At 70.0% G+C, this 25,276-nt stretch carries 28 protein-coding genes and 1 pseudogene; 16 read left to right on the top strand and 13 right to left on the bottom strand.

Features of this window, described 5'->3' with window-relative positions; translation table 11 throughout:
- Positions 1 to 163: 163 nt before the first annotated feature.
- Positions 164 to 397 (bottom strand): annotated as a pseudogene (locus ABZX12_RS15850) (DUF664 domain-containing protein); the annotation flags it as partial.
- A gap of 2 nt (positions 398 to 399) precedes the next feature.
- Positions 400 to 876 (bottom strand): NUDIX domain-containing protein, encoded by a 477-nt coding sequence (locus ABZX12_RS15845; RefSeq protein ID WP_355693663.1) that lies wholly within the window; start codon positions 874 to 876, stop codon positions 400 to 402.
- Positions 877 to 1,053: 177 nt separating this feature from the next.
- On the opposite strand from ABZX12_RS15845, the gene ABZX12_RS15840 reads away from it, so the two are divergent.
- From ABZX12_RS15840 to ABZX12_RS15825, 4 genes are all read left to right on the top strand, one after another.
- Complete coding sequence (locus ABZX12_RS15840) at positions 1,054 to 1,707, top strand: cutinase family protein (RefSeq protein ID WP_355693661.1); 654 nt, start codon at positions 1,054 to 1,056, stop codon at positions 1,705 to 1,707.
- 146 nt (positions 1,708 to 1,853) lie between these two features.
- The gene (locus tag ABZX12_RS15835) at positions 1,854 to 2,630 is read left to right on the top strand and encodes an LLM class flavin-dependent oxidoreductase (protein WP_355693659.1); all 777 of its coding nucleotides are present in this window, start codon (positions 1,854 to 1,856) and stop codon (positions 2,628 to 2,630) included.
- A gap of 66 nt (positions 2,631 to 2,696) precedes the next feature.
- The gene (locus ABZX12_RS15830) at positions 2,697 to 3,311 is read left to right on the top strand and encodes an FMN-binding negative transcriptional regulator (protein WP_355693657.1); all 615 of its coding nucleotides are present in this window, start codon (positions 2,697 to 2,699) and stop codon (positions 3,309 to 3,311) included.
- A 35-nt stretch (positions 3,312 to 3,346) separates the two neighbouring features.
- Complete coding sequence (locus ABZX12_RS15825; RefSeq protein WP_355693656.1) at positions 3,347 to 3,985, top strand: SDR family NAD(P)-dependent oxidoreductase; 639 nt, start codon at positions 3,347 to 3,349, stop codon at positions 3,983 to 3,985.
- Between the two features lie 37 nt (positions 3,986 to 4,022).
- Here the strand turns inward: ABZX12_RS15825 and ABZX12_RS15820 are convergent, their stop codons facing one another.
- Positions 4,023 to 4,862, bottom strand: coding sequence for an endonuclease/exonuclease/phosphatase family protein (locus tag ABZX12_RS15820; protein WP_355693654.1), 840 nt, complete (start codon positions 4,860 to 4,862; stop codon positions 4,023 to 4,025).
- A 242-nt stretch (positions 4,863 to 5,104) separates the two neighbouring features.
- Here ABZX12_RS15820 and ABZX12_RS15815 point away from each other — a divergent pair, with 242 nt between their 5' ends.
- Positions 5,105 to 5,740, top strand: a complete 636-nt coding sequence (locus ABZX12_RS15815; protein WP_355693652.1) for a VanZ family protein — start codon at positions 5,105 to 5,107, stop codon at positions 5,738 to 5,740.
- A 63-nt stretch (positions 5,741 to 5,803) separates the two neighbouring features.
- On the opposite strand, the gene ABZX12_RS15810 is transcribed toward ABZX12_RS15815, so the two are convergent.
- Complete coding sequence (locus ABZX12_RS15810; protein WP_355693651.1) at positions 5,804 to 6,415, bottom strand: pentapeptide repeat-containing protein; 612 nt, start codon at positions 6,413 to 6,415, stop codon at positions 5,804 to 5,806.
- A 92-nt stretch (positions 6,416 to 6,507) separates the two neighbouring features.
- Between ABZX12_RS15810 and ABZX12_RS15805 the strand changes: the two genes are divergently transcribed.
- Together ABZX12_RS15805 and ABZX12_RS15800 are read left to right on the top strand one after the other, a co-directional pair.
- Positions 6,508 to 7,398, top strand: a complete 891-nt coding sequence (locus ABZX12_RS15805; RefSeq protein ID WP_355693649.1) for an NAD-dependent epimerase/dehydratase family protein — start codon at positions 6,508 to 6,510, stop codon at positions 7,396 to 7,398.
- Between the two features lie 5 nt (positions 7,399 to 7,403).
- Positions 7,404 to 8,156 carry a protein phosphatase 2C domain-containing protein gene (locus ABZX12_RS15800; protein ID WP_355693647.1) on the top strand — a complete coding sequence of 251 codons (753 nt, stop codon included), beginning with the start codon at positions 7,404 to 7,406 and terminating at the stop codon, positions 8,154 to 8,156.
- On the opposite strand, the gene ABZX12_RS15795 is transcribed toward ABZX12_RS15800, so the two are convergent.
- The 3 genes from ABZX12_RS15795 to ABZX12_RS15785 form a co-directional block, all read right to left on the bottom strand.
- Complete coding sequence (locus ABZX12_RS15795; protein WP_355693646.1) at positions 8,144 to 9,034, bottom strand: DUF4328 domain-containing protein; 891 nt, start codon at positions 9,032 to 9,034, stop codon at positions 8,144 to 8,146. The two genes, ABZX12_RS15800 and ABZX12_RS15795, sit on opposite strands and share 13 nt — an antisense overlap.
- Before the next feature lie 91 nt (positions 9,035 to 9,125).
- Positions 9,126 to 10,658 (bottom strand): glycerol-3-phosphate dehydrogenase/oxidase, encoded by a 1,533-nt coding sequence (locus ABZX12_RS15790; protein ID WP_355693645.1) that lies wholly within the window; start codon positions 10,656 to 10,658, stop codon positions 9,126 to 9,128.
- Positions 10,655 to 11,275, bottom strand: a complete 621-nt coding sequence (locus ABZX12_RS15785; RefSeq protein ID WP_355693644.1) for a helix-turn-helix domain-containing protein — start codon at positions 11,273 to 11,275, stop codon at positions 10,655 to 10,657. The genes ABZX12_RS15790 and ABZX12_RS15785 overlap by 4 nt, the downstream gene beginning before the upstream one ends.
- Before the next feature lie 119 nt (positions 11,276 to 11,394).
- Here ABZX12_RS15785 and ABZX12_RS15780 point away from each other — a divergent pair, with 119 nt between their 5' ends.
- The 4 genes from ABZX12_RS15780 (at position 11,395) to ABZX12_RS15765 (ending at position 15,016) form a co-directional block, all read left to right on the top strand.
- Complete coding sequence (locus ABZX12_RS15780) at positions 11,395 to 12,975, top strand: FAD-binding oxidoreductase (protein WP_355693642.1); 1,581 nt, start codon at positions 11,395 to 11,397, stop codon at positions 12,973 to 12,975.
- Positions 12,976 to 12,997: 22 nt separating this feature from the next.
- Positions 12,998 to 13,717 (top strand): SDR family oxidoreductase, encoded by a 720-nt coding sequence (locus ABZX12_RS15775; protein ID WP_355693640.1) that lies wholly within the window; start codon positions 12,998 to 13,000, stop codon positions 13,715 to 13,717.
- Positions 13,714 to 14,715, top strand: a complete 1,002-nt coding sequence (locus ABZX12_RS15770) for an S-adenosylmethionine:tRNA ribosyltransferase-isomerase (RefSeq protein ID WP_355693638.1) — start codon at positions 13,714 to 13,716, stop codon at positions 14,713 to 14,715. Before ABZX12_RS15775 ends, ABZX12_RS15770 begins: the two co-directional genes overlap by 4 nt.
- A gap of 139 nt (positions 14,716 to 14,854) precedes the next feature.
- A complete protein-coding gene (locus ABZX12_RS15765) occupies positions 14,855 to 15,016 on the top strand; it encodes a hypothetical protein (protein WP_355693636.1) in 162 nt (53 codons plus the stop codon).
- Between the two features lie 2 nt (positions 15,017 to 15,018).
- Here ABZX12_RS15765 and ABZX12_RS15760 read toward each other — a convergent pair whose 3' ends face one another.
- Complete coding sequence (locus tag ABZX12_RS15760; protein WP_355693635.1) at positions 15,019 to 15,765, bottom strand: rhomboid family intramembrane serine protease; 747 nt, start codon at positions 15,763 to 15,765, stop codon at positions 15,019 to 15,021.
- 59 nt (positions 15,766 to 15,824) lie between these two features.
- Entirely contained in the window at positions 15,825 to 16,355 is a 531-nt protein-coding gene (locus tag ABZX12_RS15755; RefSeq protein WP_355694291.1) for a peptidylprolyl isomerase, read from the bottom strand.
- A gap of 257 nt (positions 16,356 to 16,612) precedes the next feature.
- On the opposite strand from ABZX12_RS15755, the gene ABZX12_RS15750 reads away from it, so the two are divergent.
- Positions 16,613 to 17,488, top strand: a complete 876-nt coding sequence (locus ABZX12_RS15750; protein ID WP_355693633.1) for a hypothetical protein — start codon at positions 16,613 to 16,615, stop codon at positions 17,486 to 17,488.
- An 83-nt stretch (positions 17,489 to 17,571) separates the two neighbouring features.
- Here the strand turns inward: ABZX12_RS15750 and ABZX12_RS15745 are convergent, their stop codons facing one another.
- Both ABZX12_RS15745 and ABZX12_RS15740 read right to left on the bottom strand, forming a co-directional pair.
- Positions 17,572 to 17,886, bottom strand: a complete 315-nt coding sequence (locus ABZX12_RS15745; RefSeq protein WP_355693632.1) for a hypothetical protein — start codon at positions 17,884 to 17,886, stop codon at positions 17,572 to 17,574.
- A 113-nt stretch (positions 17,887 to 17,999) separates the two neighbouring features.
- Positions 18,000 to 18,473 (bottom strand): methylated-DNA--[protein]-cysteine S-methyltransferase, encoded by a 474-nt coding sequence (locus ABZX12_RS15740; RefSeq protein WP_355693630.1) that lies wholly within the window; start codon positions 18,471 to 18,473, stop codon positions 18,000 to 18,002.
- 172 nt (positions 18,474 to 18,645) lie between these two features.
- On the opposite strand from ABZX12_RS15740, the gene ABZX12_RS15735 reads away from it, so the two are divergent.
- The 3 genes from ABZX12_RS15735 (at position 18,646) to ABZX12_RS15725 (ending at position 22,492) form a co-directional block, all read left to right on the top strand.
- On the top strand, positions 18,646 to 19,308 hold the full coding sequence (locus tag ABZX12_RS15735) for a DUF4328 domain-containing protein (RefSeq protein ID WP_355693628.1): 663 nt from the start codon (positions 18,646 to 18,648) through the stop codon (positions 19,306 to 19,308).
- 229 nt (positions 19,309 to 19,537) lie between these two features.
- Positions 19,538 to 21,697 carry a DUF4328 domain-containing protein gene (locus tag ABZX12_RS15730; protein WP_355693627.1) on the top strand — a complete coding sequence of 720 codons (2,160 nt, stop codon included), beginning with the start codon at positions 19,538 to 19,540 and terminating at the stop codon, positions 21,695 to 21,697.
- Between the two features lie 12 nt (positions 21,698 to 21,709).
- Positions 21,710 to 22,492: a sugar phosphate isomerase/epimerase family protein gene (locus ABZX12_RS15725; protein ID WP_355693625.1), complete on the top strand. Its 783-nt coding sequence runs from the start codon at positions 21,710 to 21,712 to the stop codon at positions 22,490 to 22,492.
- Here ABZX12_RS15725 and ABZX12_RS15720 read toward each other — a convergent pair.
- Positions 22,459 to 23,019 carry a TetR family transcriptional regulator gene (locus tag ABZX12_RS15720; protein WP_355693623.1) on the bottom strand — a complete coding sequence of 187 codons (561 nt, stop codon included), beginning with the start codon at positions 23,017 to 23,019 and terminating at the stop codon, positions 22,459 to 22,461. The genes ABZX12_RS15725 and ABZX12_RS15720 overlap by 34 nt on opposite strands.
- Positions 23,020 to 23,108: 89 nt before the next feature.
- On the opposite strand from ABZX12_RS15720, the gene ABZX12_RS15715 reads away from it, so the two are divergent.
- A complete protein-coding gene (locus ABZX12_RS15715) occupies positions 23,109 to 24,251 on the top strand; it encodes an NAD(P)/FAD-dependent oxidoreductase (protein ID WP_355693621.1) in 1,143 nt (380 codons plus the stop codon).
- Here ABZX12_RS15715 and ABZX12_RS15710 read toward each other — a convergent pair.
- Entirely contained in the window at positions 24,248 to 25,246 is a 999-nt protein-coding gene (locus tag ABZX12_RS15710; RefSeq protein WP_355693620.1) for a LacI family DNA-binding transcriptional regulator, read from the bottom strand. The genes ABZX12_RS15715 and ABZX12_RS15710 overlap by 4 nt on opposite strands.
- Positions 25,247 to 25,276 lie beyond the last annotated feature (30 nt).

The raw sequence follows: 25,276 nt of genomic DNA, 5'->3' as shown, positions 1-25,276 counted from the left end.
CGGAAGACGTCGGCGGCCGCCTGGACCTGCGCCCTCCGCTCCTCCCAGAAGGCCGAGGACGCGCCGTCAAGCTGTTCGCGAAGGATGTCGGCATGCCCGGCGTGCTGCGTCGATAGACACCTTCGATGTACTCCCGCGACTCGTCCGGCGCGGCCCACATGTCGATCTCGGTGGACGGGTCGTCCCGGAACCACGACGGTCTCTCGACCGGCGGTCGCCCGAAGGCCTCACCGAGATACCCGTACTCCAACCCGGCCAGATGCTTCACAAGCCCCAGCAGATTCGTGCTGGTAGGAGTCAGCGGCCGCCGTACGTCGTACTCCTGCAACCCGTCCAACTTGGACAGCAGGCTCGTGCGACTCACCTGCAGGACTCGCAACAGCTCCGACTTCACCATGCTTAGTGCTCGATCAGGCCGCCGGCCCGGACGGGTGGGACATGGCCTGTGGGTGGGCGGATGTGGGAGAGGGCTATGCCGACGTCGACGAGGGCGGCGCGGCGAAGCGTCGTGACGTCGGTGAGCGGGGTCCACACGGATTCGGCGGTTTCGCCGTTGGGCTCGGGGCGGGTGCTGCCGGCGGTGATGCGGACGGCGTAGAAGATGCCGATGTTCTGGTGATCGTCAGGCCCGGGGCGTCGGCGTACGGCGGCCGGGACGATGCGCGAGTCGACGCCCAGCAGTTGCTCGACCACCGACTCGTACCCGGTCTCCTCCGCCACCTCACGGGTCACGGTGTCGAACGGATCCTCACCCGGCTCGACGCCGCCGCCGGGCAGCGTCCACCAGCTCCCATCGCCGTACGGCGAGACGTAGCGCGCCAGCAGCACCCGCCCGCCTTCGACACACACCGCGTACGCCGCCACCCGTCGACTCATCCCCGGACCTTAACCCGCGGGACATGGTGCCTCGGGCAATAGCGGTTTCGCGGTGGACGGCTCCGGCCAAGCGCTGGCCACATCCGCACTCGCCAGGCGGATGTGACTGACCGCAACTGGTGTCGACCCTCTGTGATCCTACGATCACGATAAGCAATCAAGACTAAGGAGGATTCGATGCGGAAACTTGCGGCCCTGGTGGCTGGGCTGGTTGTGGCGGCCGGCGGGGTCTACGTCGTTGCAGCGCCCGCGGCGCAGGCGGCCGACTGCGGCGGAACGTACACGATCGTCGTCGGCGGCACCGGCGACAACGACTCCAACGCGCCGTACTGGCAGGGAAACATCAGCCAGCGCGTCGGCTATCCGGCTCAGCCGATCGGCTACAACGCGCGGCAGGGCGTCAACGAACTGAACCGGCTGATCCGCGATCACCGCACCGCGTGCCCCGACCAGCATGTGAAGGCGGTCGGGTTCTCCCTCGGCGCCGCGGTCGTGCACACCTGGGTGACGGAGAACTGGCAGACCATCGACAACGTCAACGCGGTGCTGATCGCCGATCCCAAGCGCGCCGCGGGTCCTGGCTCGGCCGGCGCCGCCGCACACCCGCTGGTTGCCCCGGTCGTCGGAGCGCCGCTCGCCGGTGCCGACAACTTCTTCGGCGACATCCCGACGCTGACGCTGTGCACCGACGACATCATCTGCGACGCGAACGCGGCGTCGGGCCTGCCCGGCTATTTGTGGGAAGGCAGGCACGGCAACTACAACTTCAACGTCGACGTGTACACCGACGACGCCCGCGGCCAGTGGTTCAACGGGGTCTACATCCCCTGACCGTGCACGTTCGACAGGTAGTGCACCAGCGAGACACTGTACGCACGAGCGCGACCACGCTTAGGTGCACTACCTGACCGCAGGACAGCTCCTGTCGAGAGCGCCCGCAGGGAATGCGGCCGGCCTCGAGCAGGGTTGCGACGGGTATGACGATTGAGATCGGAGTCATCCTGCCGACGTCCTCGCCGGATCCGGCGCGGCCGATCCTCGGCGACGTGCGCGAGAGTGCGCGGTACGCCGAGGAGGCCGGGCTGGACTCGGTGTGGTCGACGGATCATCTGATCGCCAGTGCGCCGATGCTGGAGAGCTCCGTCGTGCTGGCGACGGCGGCCGCGGTGACCGAGCGGATCACCATCGGGTACAACGTGATGCTGCTGGCGCTGCGGCCCGTCGCATGGGCGGCGAAGCAGATCAGCACGCTGCAGTTGGTCTCGAACGATCGCCTCGTGCTCGGTGTCGGGACGGGCAATCCCGCGCACGGCGATGCCGGATGGCGGGCGGCCGGTGTCGAGTTCGCCGACCGCGGTCGGCTGACCGACGAGGCGCTCGCCGTCCTGCCGGACCTGATCACGGGCACGAGCCCCGATGTCCAGATCTCCCCCGCGGCTACGGTGCCGCCGATCTTCGTGGCCGGCAACGGCGCACGGGCGCACCGGCGAGCGGCGGCGTACGGCGACGGGTGGGCGACGATCGCGATGACGCCCGACGAGGTGCGCAGCAACCTGAAGCAGATCAACGAACTTGCCGACGGCAAGCAGTTGAAGGCGACCGTGGTCGCGCCGCAGCTCGAGGGCGAGCCGATCGAACAGCTCGCCGCGTACGAGGAGGCCGGCGTCGAGCGCATCATCCTCCCGCCTACGGGTGACTGGCGCCACGACTACGACCAGGCCGCGGAGCTTCGCACCCGGTACCACCGCGGCTGAGTGGGCTGGTGGAAGGCCGACTGATTGGACCTGTGCGGCCGAGTCGTCAGCGGGGAAACTGGTTCCATGTATGTTCCTGCGCATTTTGCCGGTGAGGACGAGGCCGTCCAGGAGTTGCTGCACAGCCGTGCAGCGGCGGATCTGGTGACGATGACGCCGGACGGACTGGTGGCAACGATGCTGCCGTTCCTGTACGACCAGGAGCGGAACGTGTTGCTCGGCCACCTGGCGCGGAACAACGAGCACTGGCAGCTCCCGGTGATCGGCGACGCGCTGGTGATCATGCGCGGCCCTGACGCGTACATCTCCCCCACCTGGTACGCCTCCAAGCAGGAGCATGGCCGCGTCGTTCCGACCTGGAACTACATCACCGCTCACATCCACGGCACGATGACCGTGCACGACGACGCCGCCTGGGTGGAGGACGTCGTACGGCGGCTGTCGGACCGGCACGAGTCCGGGCGCGCGGAGCCGTGGTCGGTGGACGACGCGCCGGCGAAGTTCGTCAGCGGGCAACTCCGGGCGATCGTCGGCGTGGAGATCGCGATCCAGCGGATCGAAGCGAAGTTCAAGCTCAGCCAGAACCGCCCGGCCGCGGACGTCGACGGCGTGATCGCGGGCCTCCGGGCCGACGGCGACGACCGGTCGGCGGCCGCGGTGGAGCACCATCGCCCAGCTTGACCTTGACCTTGGGGTCAACGTTTATCCTCCGGATCATGTCTGGAGTCGTGGTGGTGGGAGTGGGGCCCGGGATCTGCCTGGCGGTGGCGCGACGGTTCGTCCGGGAGGGGATGAGCGCCGGCCTGATCGCGCGTTCGGACGCGACGGTGAAGTCGGCGGCCGAGGAGTCCGGAAGCGCCGACGCGCTCGCGCTCACCGCGGACGTCACCGACGAGCGCGCGCTGCGTGCGGCGCTCGACCGGATCGTCGACGCGTACGGCGTACCGGATGCGGTCGTCTACAACGCGGCAATGATCCGGTCGGACCGGATCGGTGATCTCACTGCCCAGCAGCACCTCGACGCGTTCGCGGTGAATGTCGTAGGTGCGATCACGGCGGCCGCCCACCTCGCGCCCGCGATGGCCGAGCGTGGCAGCGGGTCCTTCCTGATCACCGGGGGCATGCCCGTGCCGAAGCCGGACTACGCGAGTCTCTCCCTCGGCAAGGCCGGTGTGCGCGCGCTCGTCACGCTGCTCCACCAGCAGTACGGCGCGGCCGGCGTCCACGCCGCGAGCGTCACCATCAGCGGCGGTGTCGCTCCCGGCAGCCTCTGGGACCCGGACGACATCGCCAACCACTACTGGCGCCTCCACCAGCAGGCTCCGGCGGAATGGATCCACGAACTCGTCGTCTGACCGCGTCCGAAGCCCTCGGCCACGGTGCCCGTCCGGATCAACCGATCGGTGGATCCCCCCGGTGCCGCCAGCGGAAATCGCAGACGACCGCGCGGTGGTCGGAGGGATGGATGCCGTCGACCGCGTCGCCCGCGACGACGGCCGACTCGACGTTGACCAGCTGGTCCTCGTGGCCCGGCCGGTAGAAGATGTGGTCGATCCGCTGGTCGACCAGCTCCGGGCCGGCCTCGAGCGGTGCGGACGGATGCGTCGACGGCAGCGTCACCGCATCAGGTGCACCGTTGCCCGCTGTCCACGCGTCGATCATCAGGTCGCGGAGCGGACGCAGTACGGCGCTGTCCGCCGCGGCGTTCAGATCGCCCATCACCAGGGACGGACACGGCCCGTCGGCCGACGGATCGGTGCCGAGATCGGCGAGCAGCGTCGCCTGGGCGAGCCGGTCGTCGCTGAAGGTCGTCGCATGTTCCAGGCAGGCCGCCACGACCGGCAGCGGACCCGCCGGATGCGCGACCCGGACGCGCAGCGCGACCGGATCCCAGGACCGATGGCGGGCCGGCAGCGGGATCGTCTCCTGCTCGACGATCGGCCAGCGGCTCAGCAGCGCGACGCCGAGCTCGACCCCGGCGTGATCGGGCGCCTGCGCCGGATCCGGGGACCGCGGGTACGACGGCGACGCGAAGACCGCATGGAATCCGAGCGCGTGCGCGAACTCGTCCGCCTGGGTGGTGCCGTCGCCGCCCCACACCTCCTGCAGGGCGATCACGTCGGGGGTGAACCGCTCGATCGTCGCGAGGATCCCCGGCTGCCGCTCCCGCCAGCGCGGCCCGAACCGCCACCAGATGTTCCACGTCATCGCACGCAGTTGCGGGTCGACCACGACTGCTCCCTCCGAGTCGGCTGAGGTCCCTGTACCCACCCCCGCCTGACACAAGATCGTTGCCCCGAGCACCTTCCTTCCGTGTCAGTTTGTGCACGGAGTGTCACAGACTGTCACGGCGGGTTTACGGCTGCGTGCAGATGTTCGGACAGGGCTGGCGGCGGTACCGGCGGTCGGCTGATCGTCGAGTCAGGAAGTCGAGAAGAGTTCGAGTCAGGTCGACCACGGGAGGGTCCGGACACGTGCTCGAGACTTATCGCGGGATCCCACACCTGTTGGACACCTGGCTCGTGCTGACCGGTATGGCGTTGCCGGTGGCGCTGTCCTCGCTCCGTCGCCCGGGCGATCTGATTCCTCGGTTGGCGGCGTTCTGTCTGCCGGCCGCGTTCGCACTGGTGATCGCGGCGACGCTGAGTCCGACGACCCATCGGCTCGGTCAGATCGGCCAGTGCGGCACGCATCTGACCACCACCGGAGGGCTGACCTCACTGCAGGGGCTGCTGAACGTGGTGCTGTTCGTGCCGGCCGCGGGCATGCTCACGCTCGCCGTCGGCCGCCCCGCGGACGGCATCGCGGCCGGGATCGGGATGTCGGCCGCCGTCGAGGCCATCCAGGCGCTGGTGCCGCAACTCGGCAGGTCCTGCCAGTTGCACGACCTGATCGCGAACTCGCTCGGCGCGGCCTGTGGAGTCGGCTTGGCCGCCGGCGTCCAGACGCTGACCCGCCGGGTCAGCCCGGGCTTCCTGGTCGTCAGCCCGGCGGTCGTCGAGCACGCCGCGCTGCTCGTCCGGCGGCCGCGGCGTCCGGCCCGGCATCGCCGAGGCACCGTCACCCGCCCGGTGCGATATCACAGTACGAACACACAGTTATCCGGATAGTTATCCACAGGGTGTGGATAGGGCCGTGGATGACCGCCTGACTACCTGGGGATATCCACAGCCTCAGGGTCGGACGTCGAGCCCGAGCGCGGCCGCGACGACCATCGCCTGGGTGATGTCGATGCGTGCGTCCCGGAGTGTGACGGTCACCGGGTCGAGCGTCGACAGGTCGGATCCGCGCAGGTCGGCACCGGTGAAATCGGCCTTCTGCAGGAACGCCCCGGACAGGTCGAGGTCCCGCAGCACCGCCTTCGGGGCGCGGACGCCGCTCAGGTCTGCCTCGCGGAACTTCACCCCGGTGAACTCGGCGCCCTTCAGGTCCTCGCCGGGCAGTCCGGTGAACGACCAGTCGCCGCCGGACACCTTCATCAGGCTGTACGTGCAGTCGTCGAAGAAGCTGCCGACGAACTTGCACCGGCTGAAGGTCGTGTCGAACAGCGAGCACCGGACGAACGTGCAGTTCACGAACGCGGCGTCGGTGTGCGTCGACGCGTTGAAGCGCACCCCGCGGAACGTGCACTCGTCGAACACACCGCCGCGGTTGTCCACCTCGGTCAGGTCACAGTCCACGACAAGCACCCGCCGGTACGTCTGTCCGGACGGGTCCGCGTCGTCCCAGTCCCGGATCGTCGACTCGGTCGGCGCCGCCGGACGCCCGTCCCCTCGATCAGCCATGGCGCCCACAGTGCCACGCCGTAGGGACAGTTGTGATCCTGACGACGGAGAACCCCCACGCGACCGACAAATACGGACCGCACGATGGAGGAGTGACCGGAACTGAGCGGGTGATGGTGTTCGGCGCCGGAGGTTTCCTCGGCGCCAGGATCTGCGCGCTGCTCGCCGACCGGGGCATCGAGTACCGCGGGCTGAGCCGGACCCGGAGCGAGCCGTTGCGGCGCTGCGACCTGGCCGCGATGCACCCGTACGCGCTGGACACCCAGATCGGGATGTACAAGCCGACCGTGATCGTCAACGCGGTCGGCGCCACCGTCGGCGAGCCGTCCGACCTGGTCCGGGCGAACGTGATCGCGGTCGAGGCCCTGCTCGCCTCGGTCCGCACCCAGGCCGACCATGCCCGGTTCGTCCAGCTCGGCTCCGCGGCGGAGTACGGCGGGGCGCCGCACGGCACCAGCCTGTCCGAGGAGAGCGCGCCGCGGCCGGCCGGGCCGTACGGCATCACCAAGCTCGCCGGGTCCGAGCTCGTCCTCCGGGCACAGCGGGCCGGCGCCGACGCCGTCGTCCTGCGGATCTTCGACGTGATCGGGCCGGGGGCGCCGGCCAGCACGCTGACCGGCCGGGTGATCCGGGACCTGCGGCGGCGACAGCTGATCGAGGTCGGGTCGCTGGACGTGTGGCGCGACTTCGTCGACGTCCGGGACGTCGCCGAGGCGGTGCTCGCGGCCGCGCTCGCGGACCGGAAGCTGCCGCCGGTGCTGAACGTCGGGACCGGCCGGGCGACGCTCGCGCGCGACGTCGCCGGGCAGTTGTTCGAGCTCAGCGGCCAGCCGGCGACGATCGTCGACGACACCGGACAGGAGACCGCACTCGGCGCACCTTGGCAGCAGGCCGACAGCACACGCATCGGAGACGAGCTCGGCTGGTCCCCGAAGATCTCCCTGGACCAGTCACTTGCCGACAGCTGGGCCGAGCCAGAATAGGCCGGGTGGAGATCCGCTCGCTGTGTGAGGCCGCGCCAGATCGACGACCACCTGCGGTCAACGAGGACCTCGTCCTGACCGGCCCGGATTTCGCCGTTGTGCTGGACGGCGCGAGCCCTTGGCCGGGCGCCGAGTCCGGCTGTCTGCACGACGTGCCCTGGCTGGTGAAGCAGCTCGCCGTTCAGCTCGCGCCGCCGCTGCTCGCGCAGTCGGCCGCGCCATTGGCGGATCTGCTCGCGGAGTCGATCGCCGCGGTCCGCTTGTCGCACGCCGACAGCTGTGACATCAGCAATCCGGACAGCCCGTCGTCCACGGTCTCGATGGTTCGCCTGCGCCGGGATCACGTCGAGCATCTCGTGCTGGCCGATTCCCCCGTCGTCATGCGCTCGCCGGGCGGACAGGTCGCCGTTCATTGCGACGACCGCATCGCTGGGCTCCCGGACCGGACTCACGAGGTCGTACGCCGGGTGCGCAATCAGCCAGGCGGCTTCTGGGTCGCGAGCGTCGAACCCCAAGCGGCGTACGAGGCAGTCGTCGGGACTACCGATCGGGCCGACGTCGACGTGATCGCCGTCCTCTCCGACGGCGCGTCCCGTTTCACCGAACGCTACGGGCACTCGTGGGACGAGTTGCTCGACATACTGACCACCGACGGTCCGCGACGGCTGATCGACCGGGTGCGGGAGCACGACGCCGTGGCCACCACCAACCGGAAGAAGTACGACGATGTGAGCGTCGTGCTGATTCAGGGGCCGTAGGTCGGGAAGCCCGGGCCGGGGTGCTGCCGGCGCGGAGCGTACTGCGGCGGTTGGGGTGGGGACACGAAGTCCTGGACTCGCGGCGGCGCGAGGCGCTCCTGCTGCCAGCGCCCGACCTGGAGCAGCAGCACCGCGGCCGTGATCGCCGCGACGACCAGCAGCACCGCCGCCACCGTGAACCCGATGTTGACGCCCAGCGCGAGGCGGACCATGAAGTCCTGCAGGTCGTAGATGTCGACGTACGAGCTGTCCGGATCGCCGGTGTCGGCGGCGTTGACCAGCCGGACGATCCAGATGATCATCCCGATCACCGCGGCCGCCCCGCCGCCGACGATGATCACCCAGAAGGCGCTCCACGAGATCCACCAGGTGTAGAGCAGAGCCCGGATCCGGCCGGATCGCGCGACACCGGGCCGGCTGGGAGGCTCACTGGCGCGCGCGACGTCCTCGACGACCTGCAACGGGTACCAGAACTGCACGATCGGGCAGAACCAGGAGCCGACGACCCAACCGGGCGACCTCCGGTGTATGCGCTGGACAGGCACGGTCGGGGTCGGGGAGAACGGTGAGTAGAGGAAGTCGACGTTGTCGCGGGCCCGCCACAGCCAGACCAGGAACGCGATCCCGGTCCCGACCAGCAGGTAGCCCACCAGGTCGAGGAGCGGTCCGCTGCCGGCGATCGACCCGAGGGCGCGGTCGATCTCCTCGTCCGAGAGCAGCCCGTACACGAACCGCTTCACCTCGTCGTACGAGCGCCACATCAGCACGCACTGGATCACGGCGCCGAGCGCTGTCACCCCCATCAGTGCGATGCTCACGATCGCCAGCGCCCGCAACGGCCGGTACTGCGGCACCACCGGCATCGGCTGATACGGCATCGGCTGATATGGCCCGGGTCCTTGGTACGGCCCCGGATACGGCTGCGTCACACTCCACCTCCCCGGAGCCAAGTTAACCCCACGGCTGGAGTCACACCGCCGCGAAGGCCTCCAGCACCGCGGGCAGGGCCAGCTCCCGGTCCGCCGCCGACAGCCCGATCCGCGTCCGCCGATCCAGCACGTCGTCCGCGGACAGCGCCCCCTCGTGCCGGACCGCGAACTTCACCTCGGCGTACGTCGTCCGCAGCCCCGGCGCGATCGGGGTCTGCAACTCGGGCGGACCGGCGATCACCTGCGGCGCCTCCGCGCCGTACCGCTGGACGAACCGGGCGGGTGCCCTGACCGCGGCCAGGTGCACGCGATCGGCCGCGCCGACCAACGGGATCCGATGCGTCTCACAGGACCGCCGCACCTCGAGCGTCGACTGTGCGAGCGCCGTGTCGAGCGCGTCCTGCGCCATCCGGCGGTACGTCGTGAGTTTGCCGCCGACGATCGTCACCACGCCGTCCGGGCTGGTGATCACCGCGTGCCGCCGGGAGATGTCGGCGGTCTTGTCCTCGCCCTTGTGGTGGCCGGTGTCGAGCAGCGGCCGCAGCCCGGCGTACGTGCCGAGCAGGTCCGCGCGGGTCACCGGCTGCTGCACCGCCGCGCTGATCGTGCCGAGCAGGAAGTCGATCTCCGCGTCGCTCGCCCGCGGTACGTCGCTGACCGGGCCGGGCGCCTCCTCGTCGGTGAGGCCGACGTACACCCGGTCGTCGGGCGCCGGGATCGCCATCACCACGCGGCGCAGCTCGCCGGGCACCGGCACGGTCAGGATCGCGGACAGCCCGCCGAACACGGACTGCGGCAACACCAGATGGGCGCCGCGGCTCGGGCGGAGCTTGATACCGGAGGCAACCTGGTCGGCCCAGATACCGGCCGCGTTGATCACGATCCGCGCGTCCACCGATCGCCGGTCCCCGGTCAATTGGTCGACCAGGACCGCTCCCCGGCCGGTGACGTCGGTGGCAGCGACGCGGGTCAGGATCCGGGCGCCGTACTGCGCCGCGGTGCGGGCGATCGCGACGACCAGCCGCGCGTCGTCGTACAACTGGCCGTCCCAGGTCAGGAAACCGCCGCGGAGCCCGTCCGGGCGCAGCGTCGGCGCGTAGCGGAGCATCTCGGCCGATCCGATCCGGCGGGAGTGCGGGAGGTAGTCGTCGCTGGTCCGCGCGAAGGTGCGCAGCACGTCGCCGCCGAGGAACGCCGACCGGAGCATCGCCGCCTGCGCGAAACTTGCCTGCGGCAACCACGGCGCAATCTGCGGGATCGGGTGCACCAGGTGCGGCGCGGTGGTCTTCATCAGGATGCCGCGCTCGACGGCGCTCTCGTACGCGATGCCGACCTGGCCGGACACCAGGTACCGCAGTCCGCCGTGCACGAGCTTCGAGCTCCAGCGGCTGGTCCCGAAGGCCAGATCGTGCTTCTCCACCAGGGCAACGCTCAGTCCGCGCGCGGCCGCGTCCAGCGCGACGCCGGCGCCGGTGACCCCGCCGCCGATCACGAGCACGTCGACCGCGCGGAGCTCGCTCAGCTCCCGGGCCCGTCGTGCCGCGTTCAGACTCGCGTTGCCCAGCGAGATCATGGCGTCAGATACCTGGTGAGCATCGTCCGCAGCTCCTCGTCGAGCTTCGGGTACTCGTCCTTCTCGGCCATCACCGGGCCGGACACCGCGGACGCCAGCGAGACCAGGATGATCTGCCGCGCCAGCCACACCGGGTCGCCGTCGCGGATCGAGCCGTCGGCCTGTCCCTGGCGGATGCCCTCCTCGACCAGTGCCAGGTGCGCGACCGTGCTGCTGCCGCGGCGCTCCAGCAGGTACGGCGTGAGGAACTCGGGGTCGAGCTCGATGATCTTCCGCATCAACGGGTGCACGCGGGTCTTCGCAACCACCTCGACGACACCCTCGACCAGACGGGCGCGACCGTCGACGGCGTCCGGCTGGAACGCCGACACCAGCGCGATCGTCCACTCCCGGGTCATCAACGCGGCGACCACGGCCTGCACGTTCGGCCAGCGCCGGTAGAGGGTGGCGCGGGAGACCTCGGCGTGCCGGGCGATATCGGCCATCGTCATCCGGCGCATCCCGATCGCGAGCAGCAACTCGTACGCCGCGTCGAGGATCCGCTCCTCGCCGATCGCGTTCGCCGGCGCCGGGCGCGTGCTGGTCTCTTGATCCGGTTCGCTGCTACGCTGAGACATCACACGTCAGAGTGTATCAGCGACTCTGTCATCCTGGAACTGTCCAGGGGAGGTGGGAGCCAGGGGGTTCCACCTCCCCTGGACGCTACCTCGCCGCACCACCTGAAAGGGAGTCAGCGATGACCGAATCCGACCTCCCGGTGGTGCAACTCACGCCCGGCCGCTGGGGGGACCCCGCCCACCCGGTCGACCTCCCCGCAGCCGCCCGGGAAGCCCTCAAGCACCTAGGCGTCCACCGCCCTGCCCCACCACCCGGTGCAGCGGCGGGTGGTGAGGGTGAGCTGTCCGCGTCGCAGCTCGGGTTCTTGAGAGCTGTTGTGGGCTCTCAGCACGTGAGGTCCGACTGGGACTCTCGGTGGGCTCACACGCGGGGATACTCGACGACTGACCTGCTGCGGTTCCGTGCCGGCGACACCTCCGACATGCCGGACGCGGTCGTCTACCCCGGCATGCACGACGAAGTGCAAGAGCTTCTGGCAGGTTGCGCAGAGCACGACTTGGCAGTGGTCCCGTACGCCGGGGGCACCTCGGTCGTGGGCGGGCTCGCACCCACTCGCCGCTTCATCACGGTGGACCTCGAGCGCCTCGACCAGATGCTCGAGCTGGACGAGATCTCGAGGACAGCCACGCTCCAAGCGGGCGTCCGCGGCCCAGCAGCCGAGGCGCTGCTGGCCGAGCGCGGCTACACGCTCGGCCACTTTCCCCAGTCGTACGAAGGCGCATCGATCGGCGGGTACGCAGCGGCGCGCTCGAGCGGTCAGTCCTCCGCCGGGTACGGGCGCTTCGACCAGATGGTGGTGGGCCTGACCGTCACCACCCCGAGCGGCACGATCGAGCTCGGCCGGGCCCCGATGTCCGCGGCCGGCCCCGACCTGCGCCAACTGGTCCTCGGCTCCGAGGGTGCGTTCGGGATCATCACCTCGGTCGTCGTACGGGTCCGCCCACGGCCGACCGAGCGGCACTTCGAGGGCTGGCGGTTCGACACGTTCGACGCCGGACTGACCGCCGTACGGCGACTCGCACAGGACGGCCCGCTGCCGACCGTGCTGCGCCTGTCGGACGAGGTCGAAACGGCGGTGAACCTGGCTGATCCGGACGTGCTCGGCGGGGGTTCCGGCGGCGTCCTGGCGATCATCGGCTTCGACGGCCCGTACAACCAGGCGACCGCGGACGTGCTGACCGCGGCCGGCGGGCAGAACCTCGGCGAAGGGCCGGGCGAGACCTGGCGGACCGGCCGCTACCGCGCGCCGTACCTGCGCGATCCCCTCCTCGACGAGGGCGCGCTCGTCGAGACCCTCGAGACAGCAGCGTTCTGGTCGCGCATCCCTGCCCTGAAGGCGGCCGTCACCGACGCCGTCACCGGCGCACTGAGCGCAACGCCGCCGTTGGTCCTGTGCCACATCTCCCACGTGTACGAGACCGGCGCTTCGCTCTATTTCACGGTGATCTGCGCCCAGGCCGACGATCCGGTCGAGCAGTGGCGCACCGCCAAGCAGGCGGCGAACCAGGCGATCGCGGCGGCCGGCGGCACGATCTCCCATCACCACGGCGTCGGCACCGACCATCGGGACGCCTACACCGCAGAGATCGGTCCGCTGGCGATCAAGGCCCTCCAGGCCGTCAAGCACACGCTCGACCCGCACAACGTCATGAACCCAGGCATCTTGCTCCCCGAGAACCGACCCTTGACTTCAAGTTGACTTGAGGTACGACGGTGTCGGCATGACTCCTGAACCGTCCGATCGTCCCGTTGCTCTCATCACCGGTGCGTCCGCCGGGCTCGGGCTCGCCCTCGCCCACGGGCTGGCCGATCGCGGCTGGGCGCTCGTCATCGACGCCCGCGGAGCCGAAGCGCTCAAGGACGCCGCCGACGCCCTGGCGGACCGTACGGACGTCGTGCCGCTCGCCGGCGACGTCACCGACCCGGATCACCGCGCCGACCTGGTGGACGCGATCGCCGAGCTCGGTCGACTCGATCTGCTCGTCAACAACGCCAGCTACCTCGGGCCGAGCCCGCTGCAAGCACTCGGCACAGCGGACCTCGACGAGCTCCGCCGCGTGTACGAGGTCGACGTACTTGCACCGATCGCACTGACGCAAGCCCTGCTCCCTGCGCTCACCACGGCGTCCGGTGTGCTGATCAACATCAGCTCCGACGCGGCCGTCGAGGCGTACGAGACCTGGGGCGGCTACGGATCGGCCAAGGCCGCACTCGACCACGCGACCCGGGTACTGGCCGCGGAGCACCCGGCGCTGGCGGTGTACGCCGTTGATCCAGGCGATCTGCGGACGGCGATGCACCAGGCCGCGTTCCCCGGGGAGGACATCTCCGACCGGCCCGAGCCCGCGACCGTCGTACCGGCGTTCCTCAACCTGCTGGACAGTCGGCCCGCGAGCGGCAGGTACCGAGCGGCCGAGTTCGCGCCGGCGGTGGCGTCGTGAAGGTGCACCCGCAGACCCGGTTCGTCTTGCCGGAGGCGCTGAACGCCGGCGAACCACCGGAAGCCCGCGGCCTGTCGCGGGACCAGGTGAAGCTGCTGGTCGCGGAGGGGCCGACCGTCACGCACACCCGTTTCGACCGGATCGGCGACCATCTGCGGCCCGGTGACCTGCTGCTCGTCAACACGTCGAGCACGCTGTCCGCGGCCGTCGACGGCACGCCGTACACCGTGCACTTCTCGACGCCGCTCGATGACGGGACCTGGGTCGTCGAGTTGCGCGACGGCGGTGCGCCGATGTTCGACGGTGCGGTGGGTCAGCGGGTGGAGCTGCCCGAGGGTGCGTTGACGCTGCTGGCGCCATACCACGGCAATCGGCTGTGGATCGCCAAGCCGCCGGCCGACGATGTGCTCGGGTATCTGCGGCGGCACGGGCGGCCGATCACGTACGACTACGTCGGGAAGCGGTGGCCGTCGGCGTCGTACCAGACCGTCTTCGCGCGCGACCCCGGCAGCGCGGAGATGCCGAGCGCGGCACGTCCGTTCAGCTTCGAGCTGGTGAGTCACCTGGCGTCGGAGGGCGTCCTGATCGCGCCGATCGTGCTGCACTGCGGCGTGTCTTCGCTGGAGAGCCACGAGCCGCCACAGCCGGAGCGGTACGACGTACCCGCGCACACGGCTCGCCTCGTCAACTGGGTCAAGGCGAACGGCGGCCGCGTCATCGCGGTAGGCACCACCGCCGTCCGCGCCATCGAGACCGCCGCCGGCTCCGACGGCACAGTCACCCCGTCCCATGGCTGGACCGACCTGATCCTGAGCCCGGACCGCCCGCCGCACGTGGTCGACGGCCTGATCACCGGCTGGCACGCCCCCGAGGCCTCACACCTACTCCTCCTGGAGTCGGTAGCCGGCCCCGAACAGGTCCAGCACGCCTACGACGCCGCCCTCACCCACCACTACCTCTGGCACGAGTTCGGCGACAGCTGCCTGCTCCTCCGCTGACGTCGGCGGTTCAAAGTGCAACTAATTGGCCTAGGCCACAACTTGTGCTCAGTTGGGTAAAACCTGGTGACAGGTAGGGCGCGGTACTCGTCTAATCAGGTGACGTCCCGACGGGGGACCAACTGGTAAGGACATCCACATGAGCCCACGCGCCGTGGACAAACGGGCCCGCCCCGGCAACGACCATCAGGTCGTGCGACCGGCCGCCCCGGAGACGCCCAGCGCGGTCACAGCGCTCCAGGCCGCCGATCACACCAAGCGCATCTCCGAGCACAAGCAGCCCACCAAGGCCGCCTCCTGAGCTCAGACGTTCTGTTTGTCGCGGCGGTTGTGATCGGACATCCGGACGAAGATCCAGCCGATCGCGGCACCGGTGACGAAGCCGCCGAGGTGGCCTTGCCAGGAGACGCTGGGGATGGCGAAGGACAGGAACGCGGTGACGGCGACGTACATGATGATCCAGGTGATGTCGAGGCCGCGGGCGCGGCTGATCACCAGGAGGGCGCCGACCAGGCCGAGGACCGCGCCGGAGGCGCCGAGCGTCGCGCCGCCGGGGGACGACAGCAGCCAGACGGCGACGCTGCCGCCGATCGCGGACAGCAGGTACAGGATCGTGAACCGGAGCCGGCCGAGCATCTGCTCCAGTGGCGGGCCGAGCTGCCAGAGCATGAACAGGTTCGAGAAGATGTGGAAGAACTGCCAGTGCGTGAAGGCGGAGGTGAGCATCCGCCACGGCTCGGTCTCGACCAGGACCGGGACCATCACCAGGTCGCTCAGAAGCTGCGGGCTGCCGACGCGGACGGCGATGAAGACCAGGAGGTTCAGCGCGATCAGCGTGTAGGTGACGACCTGCTGGCTGCCGGCGCGCTGGATGCCGCCGAGTGACGTCCGGGTGCGCGGGATCGAGCGGACGCCCTCGTTGAAGCAGTTCGGGCACTGGAAGCCGACGGCGGCGCTGTTCATGCAGTCCGGGCAGATCGGCCGGTCGCAGCGCTGGCAGCGCACCCCGGCGGGCCGATCCGGGTGCCGGTAGCAGACGGTCTCGGTCACGCGGGTTGCGTCCTCCCCTGGAAGCGCGGGGCCGACGGTGCGCCGGCCCCGCGGGAACGTCAGGCGTTCTTGCGCTCGACGACGACCTTGTTGATGACGATCGGCTCGAGCGGCCGGTCGCCGGGCGCCGTCTTCGCGGTGGCGATCGAGTCCACGACCTTCTTCGACTCGTCGTCGACGACCTCGCCGAAGATGGTGTGCTTGCGGTTCAGGTGCGGCGTCGGGACCACGGTCACGAAGAACTGCGAACCGTTGGTGCCGCGGCCGAACTGGATGCCGGCGTTCGCCATCGCGAGCAGGTACGGACGGTCGAACTGGAGCTCCGGGTGGATCTCGTCGTCGAACTGGTACCCGGGCGTGCCGGTGCCGGTGCCGAGCGGGCAGCCGCCCTGGATCATGAAGCCGTCGATCACCCGGTGGAAGCCGAGGCCGTCGTAGAACGGGCGGGTGACCTGCTGCCCGGTCTCCGGGTCGGTCCACTCCTTGGTGCCCTCGGCCAGGCCGACGAAGTTGCTCACCGTCTTCGGCGCGTGGTTGGGGAACAACCTGATGACGACGTCGCCCTTGTTCGTCTGCAGGGTTGCGTACAGCTCTTCGGCCACGGGAGTCACTCCTAGTCGGAATACAACGGCTTACCCCTCGATCCTGTCATGTCACTCCAAGAAGAAGAGCAGCGGCTCGGCGGCGATGTGTACGGAGAGTGCGGTGGGGGCACCGGGTTATCGGCTCGTGACGTCGTACGATGCAGATGAAGCCGGATTTGTCCAGAGCCGTAACCAGATGGAGCCCATGTCGCCGATGGGCGGGAGAGCTGTCCGCTGGGGCGGGCGGCACCGAGGAGGGAACCGTGGGTTTGAGGAAGTCCAAGGGCCGGGTCGAGACCGCCAAGGACCGGGTCCGGCCACTTGCCGAGTCGGCGTCGGAGAAGCTCGGACCGGCCGTCGGCCAGGTCCGTGAGCACCTCGCACCGGCTGTGGGCACCGCACGGGAGAAGGTGTCGCCGTACGCCGAGAAGGCCGTCGAGCGGGGCGCACATCTCGCCAGCCAGGCCGTGGAGAAGGCCGGTCCGGTGCTCGACGACGCGCTCGCCAAGGTGGGCCCCGCGACCGAGCACGCGGCCGAGAAGGCGCGTGAGCGACTCAACGACGACCTGCTGCCGAAGGTGACCGCCGCGCTGGCGACCCTGGCGGCCGCCGCCGAGCCGGTCGTCGAGGAGACCGCCCGCCGGGGCAAGGCCACCAAGGCCGCGCTCAAGGGTGAGCTCGACGTGCCGAAGAAGAGCCACAAGCTCCGCAACGTGGCGCTGTTCCTGGGCCTCGGCGCATTGGCCGCGGCAGCGGTGAAGAAGCTGCTGACCCCGCCGGAGCCGGCCTGGCAGTCCACGCCGACCAGCGGTCGCGACTACAGCTCGGCCCCGGCCGGGACGGCGTCGCGCCCGACCGACACCACGACGTCGTCCAACGGCCAGACGGATGCGAAGCCGGGCTCCGAGGCCAAGCCGGACGCCGCCACGACCGACGCCGCCATGACCGACGCCGCCAAGACAGAGGCCGCCAAGACAGAGGCAGCCACGGCCGACGCGTCCAAGGCCGAGGCGCCGAAGGCAGAGGCCAAGGCCGACGAGGCCAAGGACGACGTGGCGGCCGCCTCGAACGGCGTTGCGAAGAAGACCACGACCAGGAAGTCGACGGGCTCCGGCGAGTCCAAGCCCAGCGACTCCTGACACCACCGCAACGGCGAAGGTCCCGAACCCCAGGTGGGGTTCGGGACCTTCGTCTGTCCGGACGTCGCCTTGCGCGAATGACGTCAGTTGGCGTCGGGCTCCGGGTCGCCGGACTTCGCGATCGTGTAGCGGCCGGCGGACAGCAGCTGGGTCGCGTACCGGTGCGTGATGCACGGGTAGGTGCCGCCGCAGCTCAGGCAGACCGCGTCGTTGCGATGCAGCCAGGGAACGACCTTGAGCCGCTTCGTCCAGGTCAGCGGTTCCCGGTCCGGGGCGTGCATCCGGAGCGCCGCGCGGGCGGCGTCCTGGATCTCCGGGGCGGACCATTCCTCGGCGCTCTTGTCCATCAGGGCACTGAGATCGGGGTGGAGGTGGTCAGTGGTGCGGGCTTTGTTCATTTGTGTGTCTTCCAAGGCAGGTGGGAGGACGCCTTCAATCGCTCGCTTCAAACGTTAGTGCCCCGCCATGTCACCCGCGCCTCGAGACGGCCCGCCCTGGTGTCAGATCTTCGTTAGTTCCACAGCGTCTCGAGGGTGACCCGGGCCTCGAGCTCGAGCAGGTGGCGCTTGGTCGGGATGCCGCCGCCGAAGCCGACCATCTTCCCGCCGGCGCCGACCACCCGGTGGCAGGGCACGACGATCGCGATCGGGTTGCGGTTGCACGCCGTCCCGACGGCGCGGGCGGCGCCGGCGTCGCCGACGACCTTGGCGACGTCGCCGTACGTCTGCATCTCGCCGTACGGGATCCGGGTGAGCTGTTTCCAGACGGCGCGCTCGAAGTCGGAGCCGCCGCGCACCGACAGCGGCAGGGTGAACTCCTGGAGCTCACCGGCGAAGTACGCCTTCAGTTGCTCGGCGGCCTCGGTCAGCAGCGGGCCGGTGCCGAGCGGCCGGTCGGTGGCCCCGAAGTGCAGCCGGCAGAGCCCCGTCTCGTCGACCGCGAGCGTGAGGTCGCCGATCGGCGAGTCGACCACGGACCAGTCCATGGGACCATCCTCCCCACCCGGACCGACATTTTCTGGCAGGAATGCGCCACGGACCGGCCGCAACCGGATGTTCTCGCTCCGTCACGCCCTGTTGTGCTATGTCTGATCCATGCCGAGCCGGGCGTCGCAAGTACCGCTGGACCGGTGGTTCAGTTCCGAGCGGGCGATGGGTATGGGTGCCTCGATCCTGATCGGACTCGTCACCGTCACCACGTGGTCGACCGCGTGGTCGGACTGGAACCTGTACCGGACCCGCAAGCTGTACGCCGACCGGCCGGGCAAACTGGCCGAGGCGGACCTGATCTCCGGCTCGCTCGGGATCGTCGCCGCGCTGGCGCTGCTCGCGGCGGCCGTGGTGTTCATCGTCTGGCTCTGGCGGGTCCGCTGGAACGCGGAGATGTTCTGCCGCGGCGAGCACCGCTTCACCCGCGGCTGGGTGCTCGGCTGCTGGCTCGTCCCGGTGGTGAACCTCTGGTACCCCAAACAGGTCGTCGACGACGTGATGGCGGCCAGCGATCCGCGCACCGACCCGTTGACGCCGGCGCTCAAGGACATCCCGGGCACCCGGCTGGTGTGGGCCTGGTGGCTGACCTGGGTGGCCGGCCTGGTCACCGGAAACATCGTGCAAAGAGGCGTCCTCGTCGGCGCGTCGCAGCTGGGAGACCTGCGGACGAACGTCATACTGTCCTCCGTCTCGGCGCTGTTCACCACCGCCGCGGCCGTCTTCGCGGTCATCCTGGTCCAGCGGATCGACGAGCTGCAGACCCAGCGTCCCTGGGTGCCGTGGTGGGCGGTCGGGACACCGCACAGTGGCTTCCAACCCCCTGCGCGGTAAACCAAACCGTCACGCCCCGTCCGGTGCCTCGTTACCAATGGTGATGGGCGTACGAAAAGAACACGTTAAGTCGACACCCTCCGTGCTGGGGCCGACTGCCCTGGCATACCTACTTCGTGGTATCAATGTGGCTCGGTCACGCGGGGGCAGGGCCAGGCAGACAAGCCGGACAGACGACGGAGTTCCAGCAACGCGAGGGACGCGAGACGTGAGCCACCCGCAGGCATTGATGACTGCTGTCGAGGATCAGGAAGAATGGCAGCCGCACGCGGCTGAGGAGTTCCAGCAGGTCGGGACGGTCGGGAAGATCGCCATCGGGCTGCTCGGGGCCTCGACGGTCACCCACCTGTTGTCCACCTGGTCCGACTGGAACACGTATTCCGTGGTGCACCGCTATCTCGGCGGGATGCCGAACGTCGACGACGCGGACCTGAACCGCGCCGACGCGATCGCCAAGGTCACCGCGATCCCGAACGTGGTCGTCTCGGTCGCGGCGGCGGTGGTCTTCGTCATCTGGTTGTGGCGGGCCCGGGTCAACTCCGAGGTGTTCTGCCAGGCCGACCACCGCCGCAGCCACGGCTGGGTGCTGGCGAGCTGGTTCTGCCCCGGCCCGAACCTCTGGTACCCGAAACAGATCGTCGACGACGTGTGGCTCGCCAGCGATCCGAAGACCCCTGTGTACAGCGACGACCTGCGCCGGTTCAGGACCCCGACCCTCACCTCCGTGTGGTGGGTCGCCTGGATCGGCGCTCTCGCGTTCGACGTCGTGGTCCGCCGGTTCCTGATGTGGATGGAAGCCACCGTCGGATCGCTGCGCGGGATCGCCCTGGCCGGTACGGCGTCGCTCGTGCTGACGGTCGTCTCCGCGATCGCCGCGACGATGGTGATCCGCAAGATCAACCACATGCAGACCACCCGCAAGTGGGTGCCGTGGTGGGACCAGGGCCCGAAGCTGAGCGCCGTCCCGGCGTACGAGTCCGCCGCCCCGTCGTACGCGAACGACGACACCGACGAGCAGCCGGCGATCTCCGAGCCGATCGCGTCCGGCCCGGCGCTGGGCCTGGTCCGCGAGCCGCAGCTGCAGATGGCCGGTGCACCCGAGGCGGCCGGCCCGTTCGCTCCGGCCGCCCAGGCTCCGACGCCGTTCGCGCCGAGCGGGTTCGCTCCGGCACCCGCCCCGCAGGCCCCCGCCCCGTACGCTCCCGCTCCGTACGCTCCCGCGCCGCAGGCCCCTGCGCCGTACGCTCCCGCGCCGCAGACCCCCGCTCCGTACGCGCCGGCCGCCGAGCAGGCGCCCGTGCAGAGCCCGTTCGCGCCGCAGAACTTCCCGGGTGACGGCGCGGCCGCGCCGGCCGCGTTCGCCGGCAACCCGCAGCTCGACGAGGGCCCGAAATGGAGCCCGTTCGCCCCGGTCGTGGAGAACTGGCGCGACGACGACGCCGGTCCGGCGACCGAGCAGTTCAGCCCGATCGAGTCCTGGCGGGACGAGAAGCCGGTCGAGGAGACGACGTACGAGGCGCCGCAGCAGAGCTGGGAGGACTACCGCAGCTCGGTCACCGCGGACGTGCTCGGCACGACGGGCAGCTGGCGCGACGAGGCCGCCCCGATGACGGTCGTCCAGCCGGACCCCTACGCGTACCAGCCCGAGCCGGAGCCAGCTCCGCAGCCCGCCGAGGCGCCGTGGGCGGCGCGCTACTCCGAGCCGTACTCCTACGAGTCCGACTACCTCACCTCGACGGCCTCCCCCGTGGAGGCGCAGACCGCACCCGAGCCTGAGCCCGCGCCTGTTGCGCGCGCCGGCCGCCGGGCCGCTCGGGTCGCGGTCGACAGCCCGTCGGCGATCCAGCCGGCGGTCCCGGACAACACGACGCACGCGGCGCCTGCCGAGACCTACTCGGCGTACTCGGAGCACAACGTGTACGGCCAGTCCGAGCACACCCAGCCGTCGTCGCACGTGTCCGCCTCGTCCGGGTACTACGAGCCGGCGCCGGCCCCGAGCCACCAGGAGCAGGACGACTTCCTGACCCCGTCGAAGCCGCTCCCGCCGGTGCCGTCGTACGGTCCGGAGCCGACGTACTCGTCGAACAACGACTACAACGACTACCCGGACTACGGCTCGTCGTACACGCCGGACTACTCGTCGTCGTACAGCTCGAACAACTCGAACGGCTACGAGTACGACAGCTACAGCAGCGAGTACAACAGCACCGAGACGTACGAGACCTACAGCCCGAACTACGCCACCGAGTCGTACCCGTCGCAGTACGAGCCGGAGCAGACCGAATACCAGCAGCAGTCGCCGTACCAGTACGAGCAGCAGCAGCCTGCTGACTCCGACCAGCCGACCGGTCCTCGGACACATGGTCGCCGTGGTCGCTGGGGCGTCTGATCTGATAGCGGTATGCGTCTAGGTTTCGCCACCCTCGGTTGTCCCGGAGCTCCACTCGACGACGTCCTGGCACTTGCCCGGGACAACAAGTTCACGGGTCTGGAGCTGCGGGCCGCGCCGGACGAGTTCACGCACACCGGGCTGTCCGCGGCCGAGCGGCGGGAGCTGCGGAGCCGGATCGAGGACGCGGGCCTGGAGATCTTCGCGATCAGCAGCTACGTGAAGCTGTGCGCGGTGGAGGACCAGCCGCTGGAGGAACACCTCGAGCTGGCCGCCGATCTCGGCGCGCTCGGCGTCCGGGTGTTCCCGGGTGACCAGACAGGCGACGGTCCGGCGGAGGGCCCGAGCGCCGGGGAGATCCGCGCGCTCGATCGCGTCACGGCCGCGCCGCGCGACGTACCGATCCTGCTGGAGACGCACGACTCGCACTCGACCGCCCGCCAGGTCGCCGCGTTCTGTGCGCTGCTGGACGCCGACGTCCCGGGTCACAACGTCAAGGCGATCTGGGACAGCTCGCACACCTGGTCGCACGGCGAGACCCTCGCCGAGTCGTTCGCGCTGTTGCGGCCGTGGCTCCAGGTCGTTCAGTTCAAGCAGACCGATTCCGGTCATGACTACAATCCGGTCGCGATCGACGCCGGCGACTTCCCGATCTCCGAGCTGATGACTGTCCTCGACGGTACGGACTACCCGCTCTCACTCGAGTGGGAGCTGAAGTGGCACCCGCAGTTGCCGACCCTGGCCGAGACCCTGCCCGCCGTTCACGCCTGGCTGGGATCCGGCGCCGTCAGGTAGCGGGTGATGGTCGGGCCCAGCCACGCGACCGCGCGGTCGGTGGACAGGGTCGCGATCGGCTCGAACGCGAGGATGTAGCGGCACAGTGCGAAGCCGAGCGCCTGGGTGGCGATCAGCCCGGCGCGCACGGCCGGCTGGTCCACTGCGGCTCGCTCGAACGCGGGCGCGAGTTGGCCGGCGAACACCTGTCGCATGCGCTCGGCGGCGGTCTCGTTGGTGACGGCCGTCCGGAGCAGTACCCGGAGCGTGTCGTCCTCCTCCCACCGCTCGACCAGGTGCCGGACGAGCACCTCGCCCGCGTGCTCGCGCGGCACGCCGCTCAGATCCGGTAGCCGGACGTCGAACTCGGCCGCCGCCGCGAACAGCTTCTCCTTGTTGCCGTAGTACCGCATGACCATCGCCGGGTCGATCGCCGCGTCCGCCGCGATCGCCCGGATCGTCGCCCGCTCGTACCCGTCCTGGGCGAACCGTTCGCGAGCCGCCGCGAGGATCGCCGCGCGAGTCCGGTCGGACTTCTTCTCCGCCATGCCGTACAGCATATGCCAACACGTGTTGACTTTTCGAGCCGACGGTTCTAGCGTAAAAGTCAACAAGCGTTGATAAAGGAGGAGTGACGATGACTCCGAAGCAGGCAGAGGTCGTGGTGGTGGGTGCGGGTCCGGTCGGGCTCGCGGTGGCGGTCGGGCTCCGGCTGCACGGACGCGACGTGGTGGTGGTCGACCGGCAGGCCGAGGGTGCGAACACCTCGCGGGCGTGCGTGATCCACCCGCGGACGCTGGAGGTCCTGGAGCAGCTCGGGGTGACCAAGCGACTTGTCGACCTCGGCCTGGAGCTGGAGGACTTCTCGGTCCGCGCCGGTGACCGCAAGCTGATCCCGGTCGGGTTCGCGGACCTCCCGACCGCCTATCCGTTCGTGACGATGATCCCGCAGCCCGTTACCGAGCAGGTGCTGCTCGAGCGTCTTCAGGAGCTCGGCGGCTCGGTGCTCCGCCCGTACGCCGCGACCGGCCTGGCCCAAACCGCCGACGGCGCGGAGATCACGCTCGACAGCGGCGACGTGATCAAGACGCAGTACGTCGTCGCGGCCGACGGCATGAACAGCACGATCCGCGAGCTGGCAGGCCTCCGCATGCCGGGCAACACGCTGGAGCTGTCCTTGAGCCTCGTCGACATCCGGGTCGCAAGCGGACTGCCCACCGACGAGGTCGCGCTGTACTTCGCGGCCGCCGGGCTGCTCGTGGTGGCGCCGTTGCCGGACGGAAGCTTCCGGCTCGTGGCCGAGGTGCCCGATGCGCCGGAGCACCCCGATCTGGCGTACGCACAGCGGTTGCTCGCCGACCGCGGCCCGCGGAAGTCGCACCCGAAGGTCACCGAGGTGATCTGGGGCTCGCGCTTCCGCATCCACGAGCGGGTCGCCGACCGGTACCGCGCGGGTCGCGTACTGCTGGCGGGCGACGCGGCCCACACCCACAGCCCCGCGGGCGGACAGGGCATGAACCTGGGGCTGCGCGACGCGGTGGCTCTCGCCGACGCGCTCTCCCAGGCGCTGAACGGCGACGACGCCGACCTGGATGTGTACGCCGAGAGCAGCCGCGAGGAGGCCGTCCGGGTGATCGGGCTGGCGCACCGCCTGACCCGCCTCGCGAACGTCCCGCCCGCGGTCCGCCCGGTGCGGAACGCCGTACTCAGCCTGATCGGCCGAGTGGGCAAGACCCAGGACGGCTTCGCCAAGCAGTTGGCGGGCTTCCCGGAGCGCTAACCGCCTGTCGACTCGCGGATCTCCAAGGTGTGCGGGACGGTGAGATCGCGATGGGTGGATCCGACGTTCCCGGCGATGCGGTCGAGGAGCAGGGTGACGGCGTTGTCGGCCAGCCACTCCTTGTCCGGCGAGATCGTGGTCAGCGTCGGCGAGTGGTACCGGCCGTCCTCGATGTCGTCGAAGCCCACCACGGCGACGTCCTCGGGCACCCGCAGGCCCGCGTCCGCGAGCGTCCGGAGGGCGCCCAGGGCGAGCAGGTCGTTGAAGCAGAACACCGCGTCCGGCGGCTCCGGCAGCGCCAGCAGTTCACGCATCGACGTGGCGCCGTCGAGCCGGTGGTAGCCGGCCGCGGCGAGCTCGAGCGCCGGGTCGTGCGGCATTCCGGCCGCTTTGAGCGCCTTGCGGTACCCCTTCCGCCGGACCGCGCCGGTGCCGGTACCGCCGACGCCGATCGCCGCGATCCGGCGCCGTCCCAGACAGACCAGATGAGTCGTCGCGTCGTACGACGCCTGCACGGAGTCGACCGCGACCCGGTCGAACTGGCCGCCGGCCGGTCGTTCGCCGAGCAGCACGAGCGGCTTTCCGGTGTCCGCCGAGCTGAGCTTGGCCGGGGCGGTGGCGAGCGGGGAGAAGATGATGCCGTCGATCAGCTGGCCGCGCATCCCGTCCAGCACGAACTGCTCGGCGGCGGCCTCGCCCTCGGTCTGGTCGATCAGCACGGTGATCCCGCGCCGTTTCGCGGCCCGGCTGATCTCCGCGCCGAGCTCGGCGAAGTACGGCGATCCCATCTCCGGGATCGCCAGCGCGATGAAGTCCGAGCGGCCCTTGCGCAGCGAGCGGGCGCTGACGTTCGGCGTGTAGTTCAGGGCGGCGATCGCGGCCTCGACCTTGGCCCGGGTGCGGGCGGTGATGTGCGGGTAGTCGTTGATCACGTTCGAGACGGTCTTGACCGAAACCCCGGCCCGCGCGGCCACGTCACTCAGCCTGGTCGCCATCGGTGAACCTCCTGTAACCGACATGTCGCC

Origin of the sequence: Kribbella sp. NPDC003505, assembly GCF_040610875.1 — a bacterium.
Lineage (GTDB): Bacteria > Actinomycetota > Actinomycetes > Propionibacteriales > Kribbellaceae > Kribbella.
Note: the sequence above shows the minus strand (reverse complement) of the source record. Positions and strands in the feature narration are given on the sequence as shown.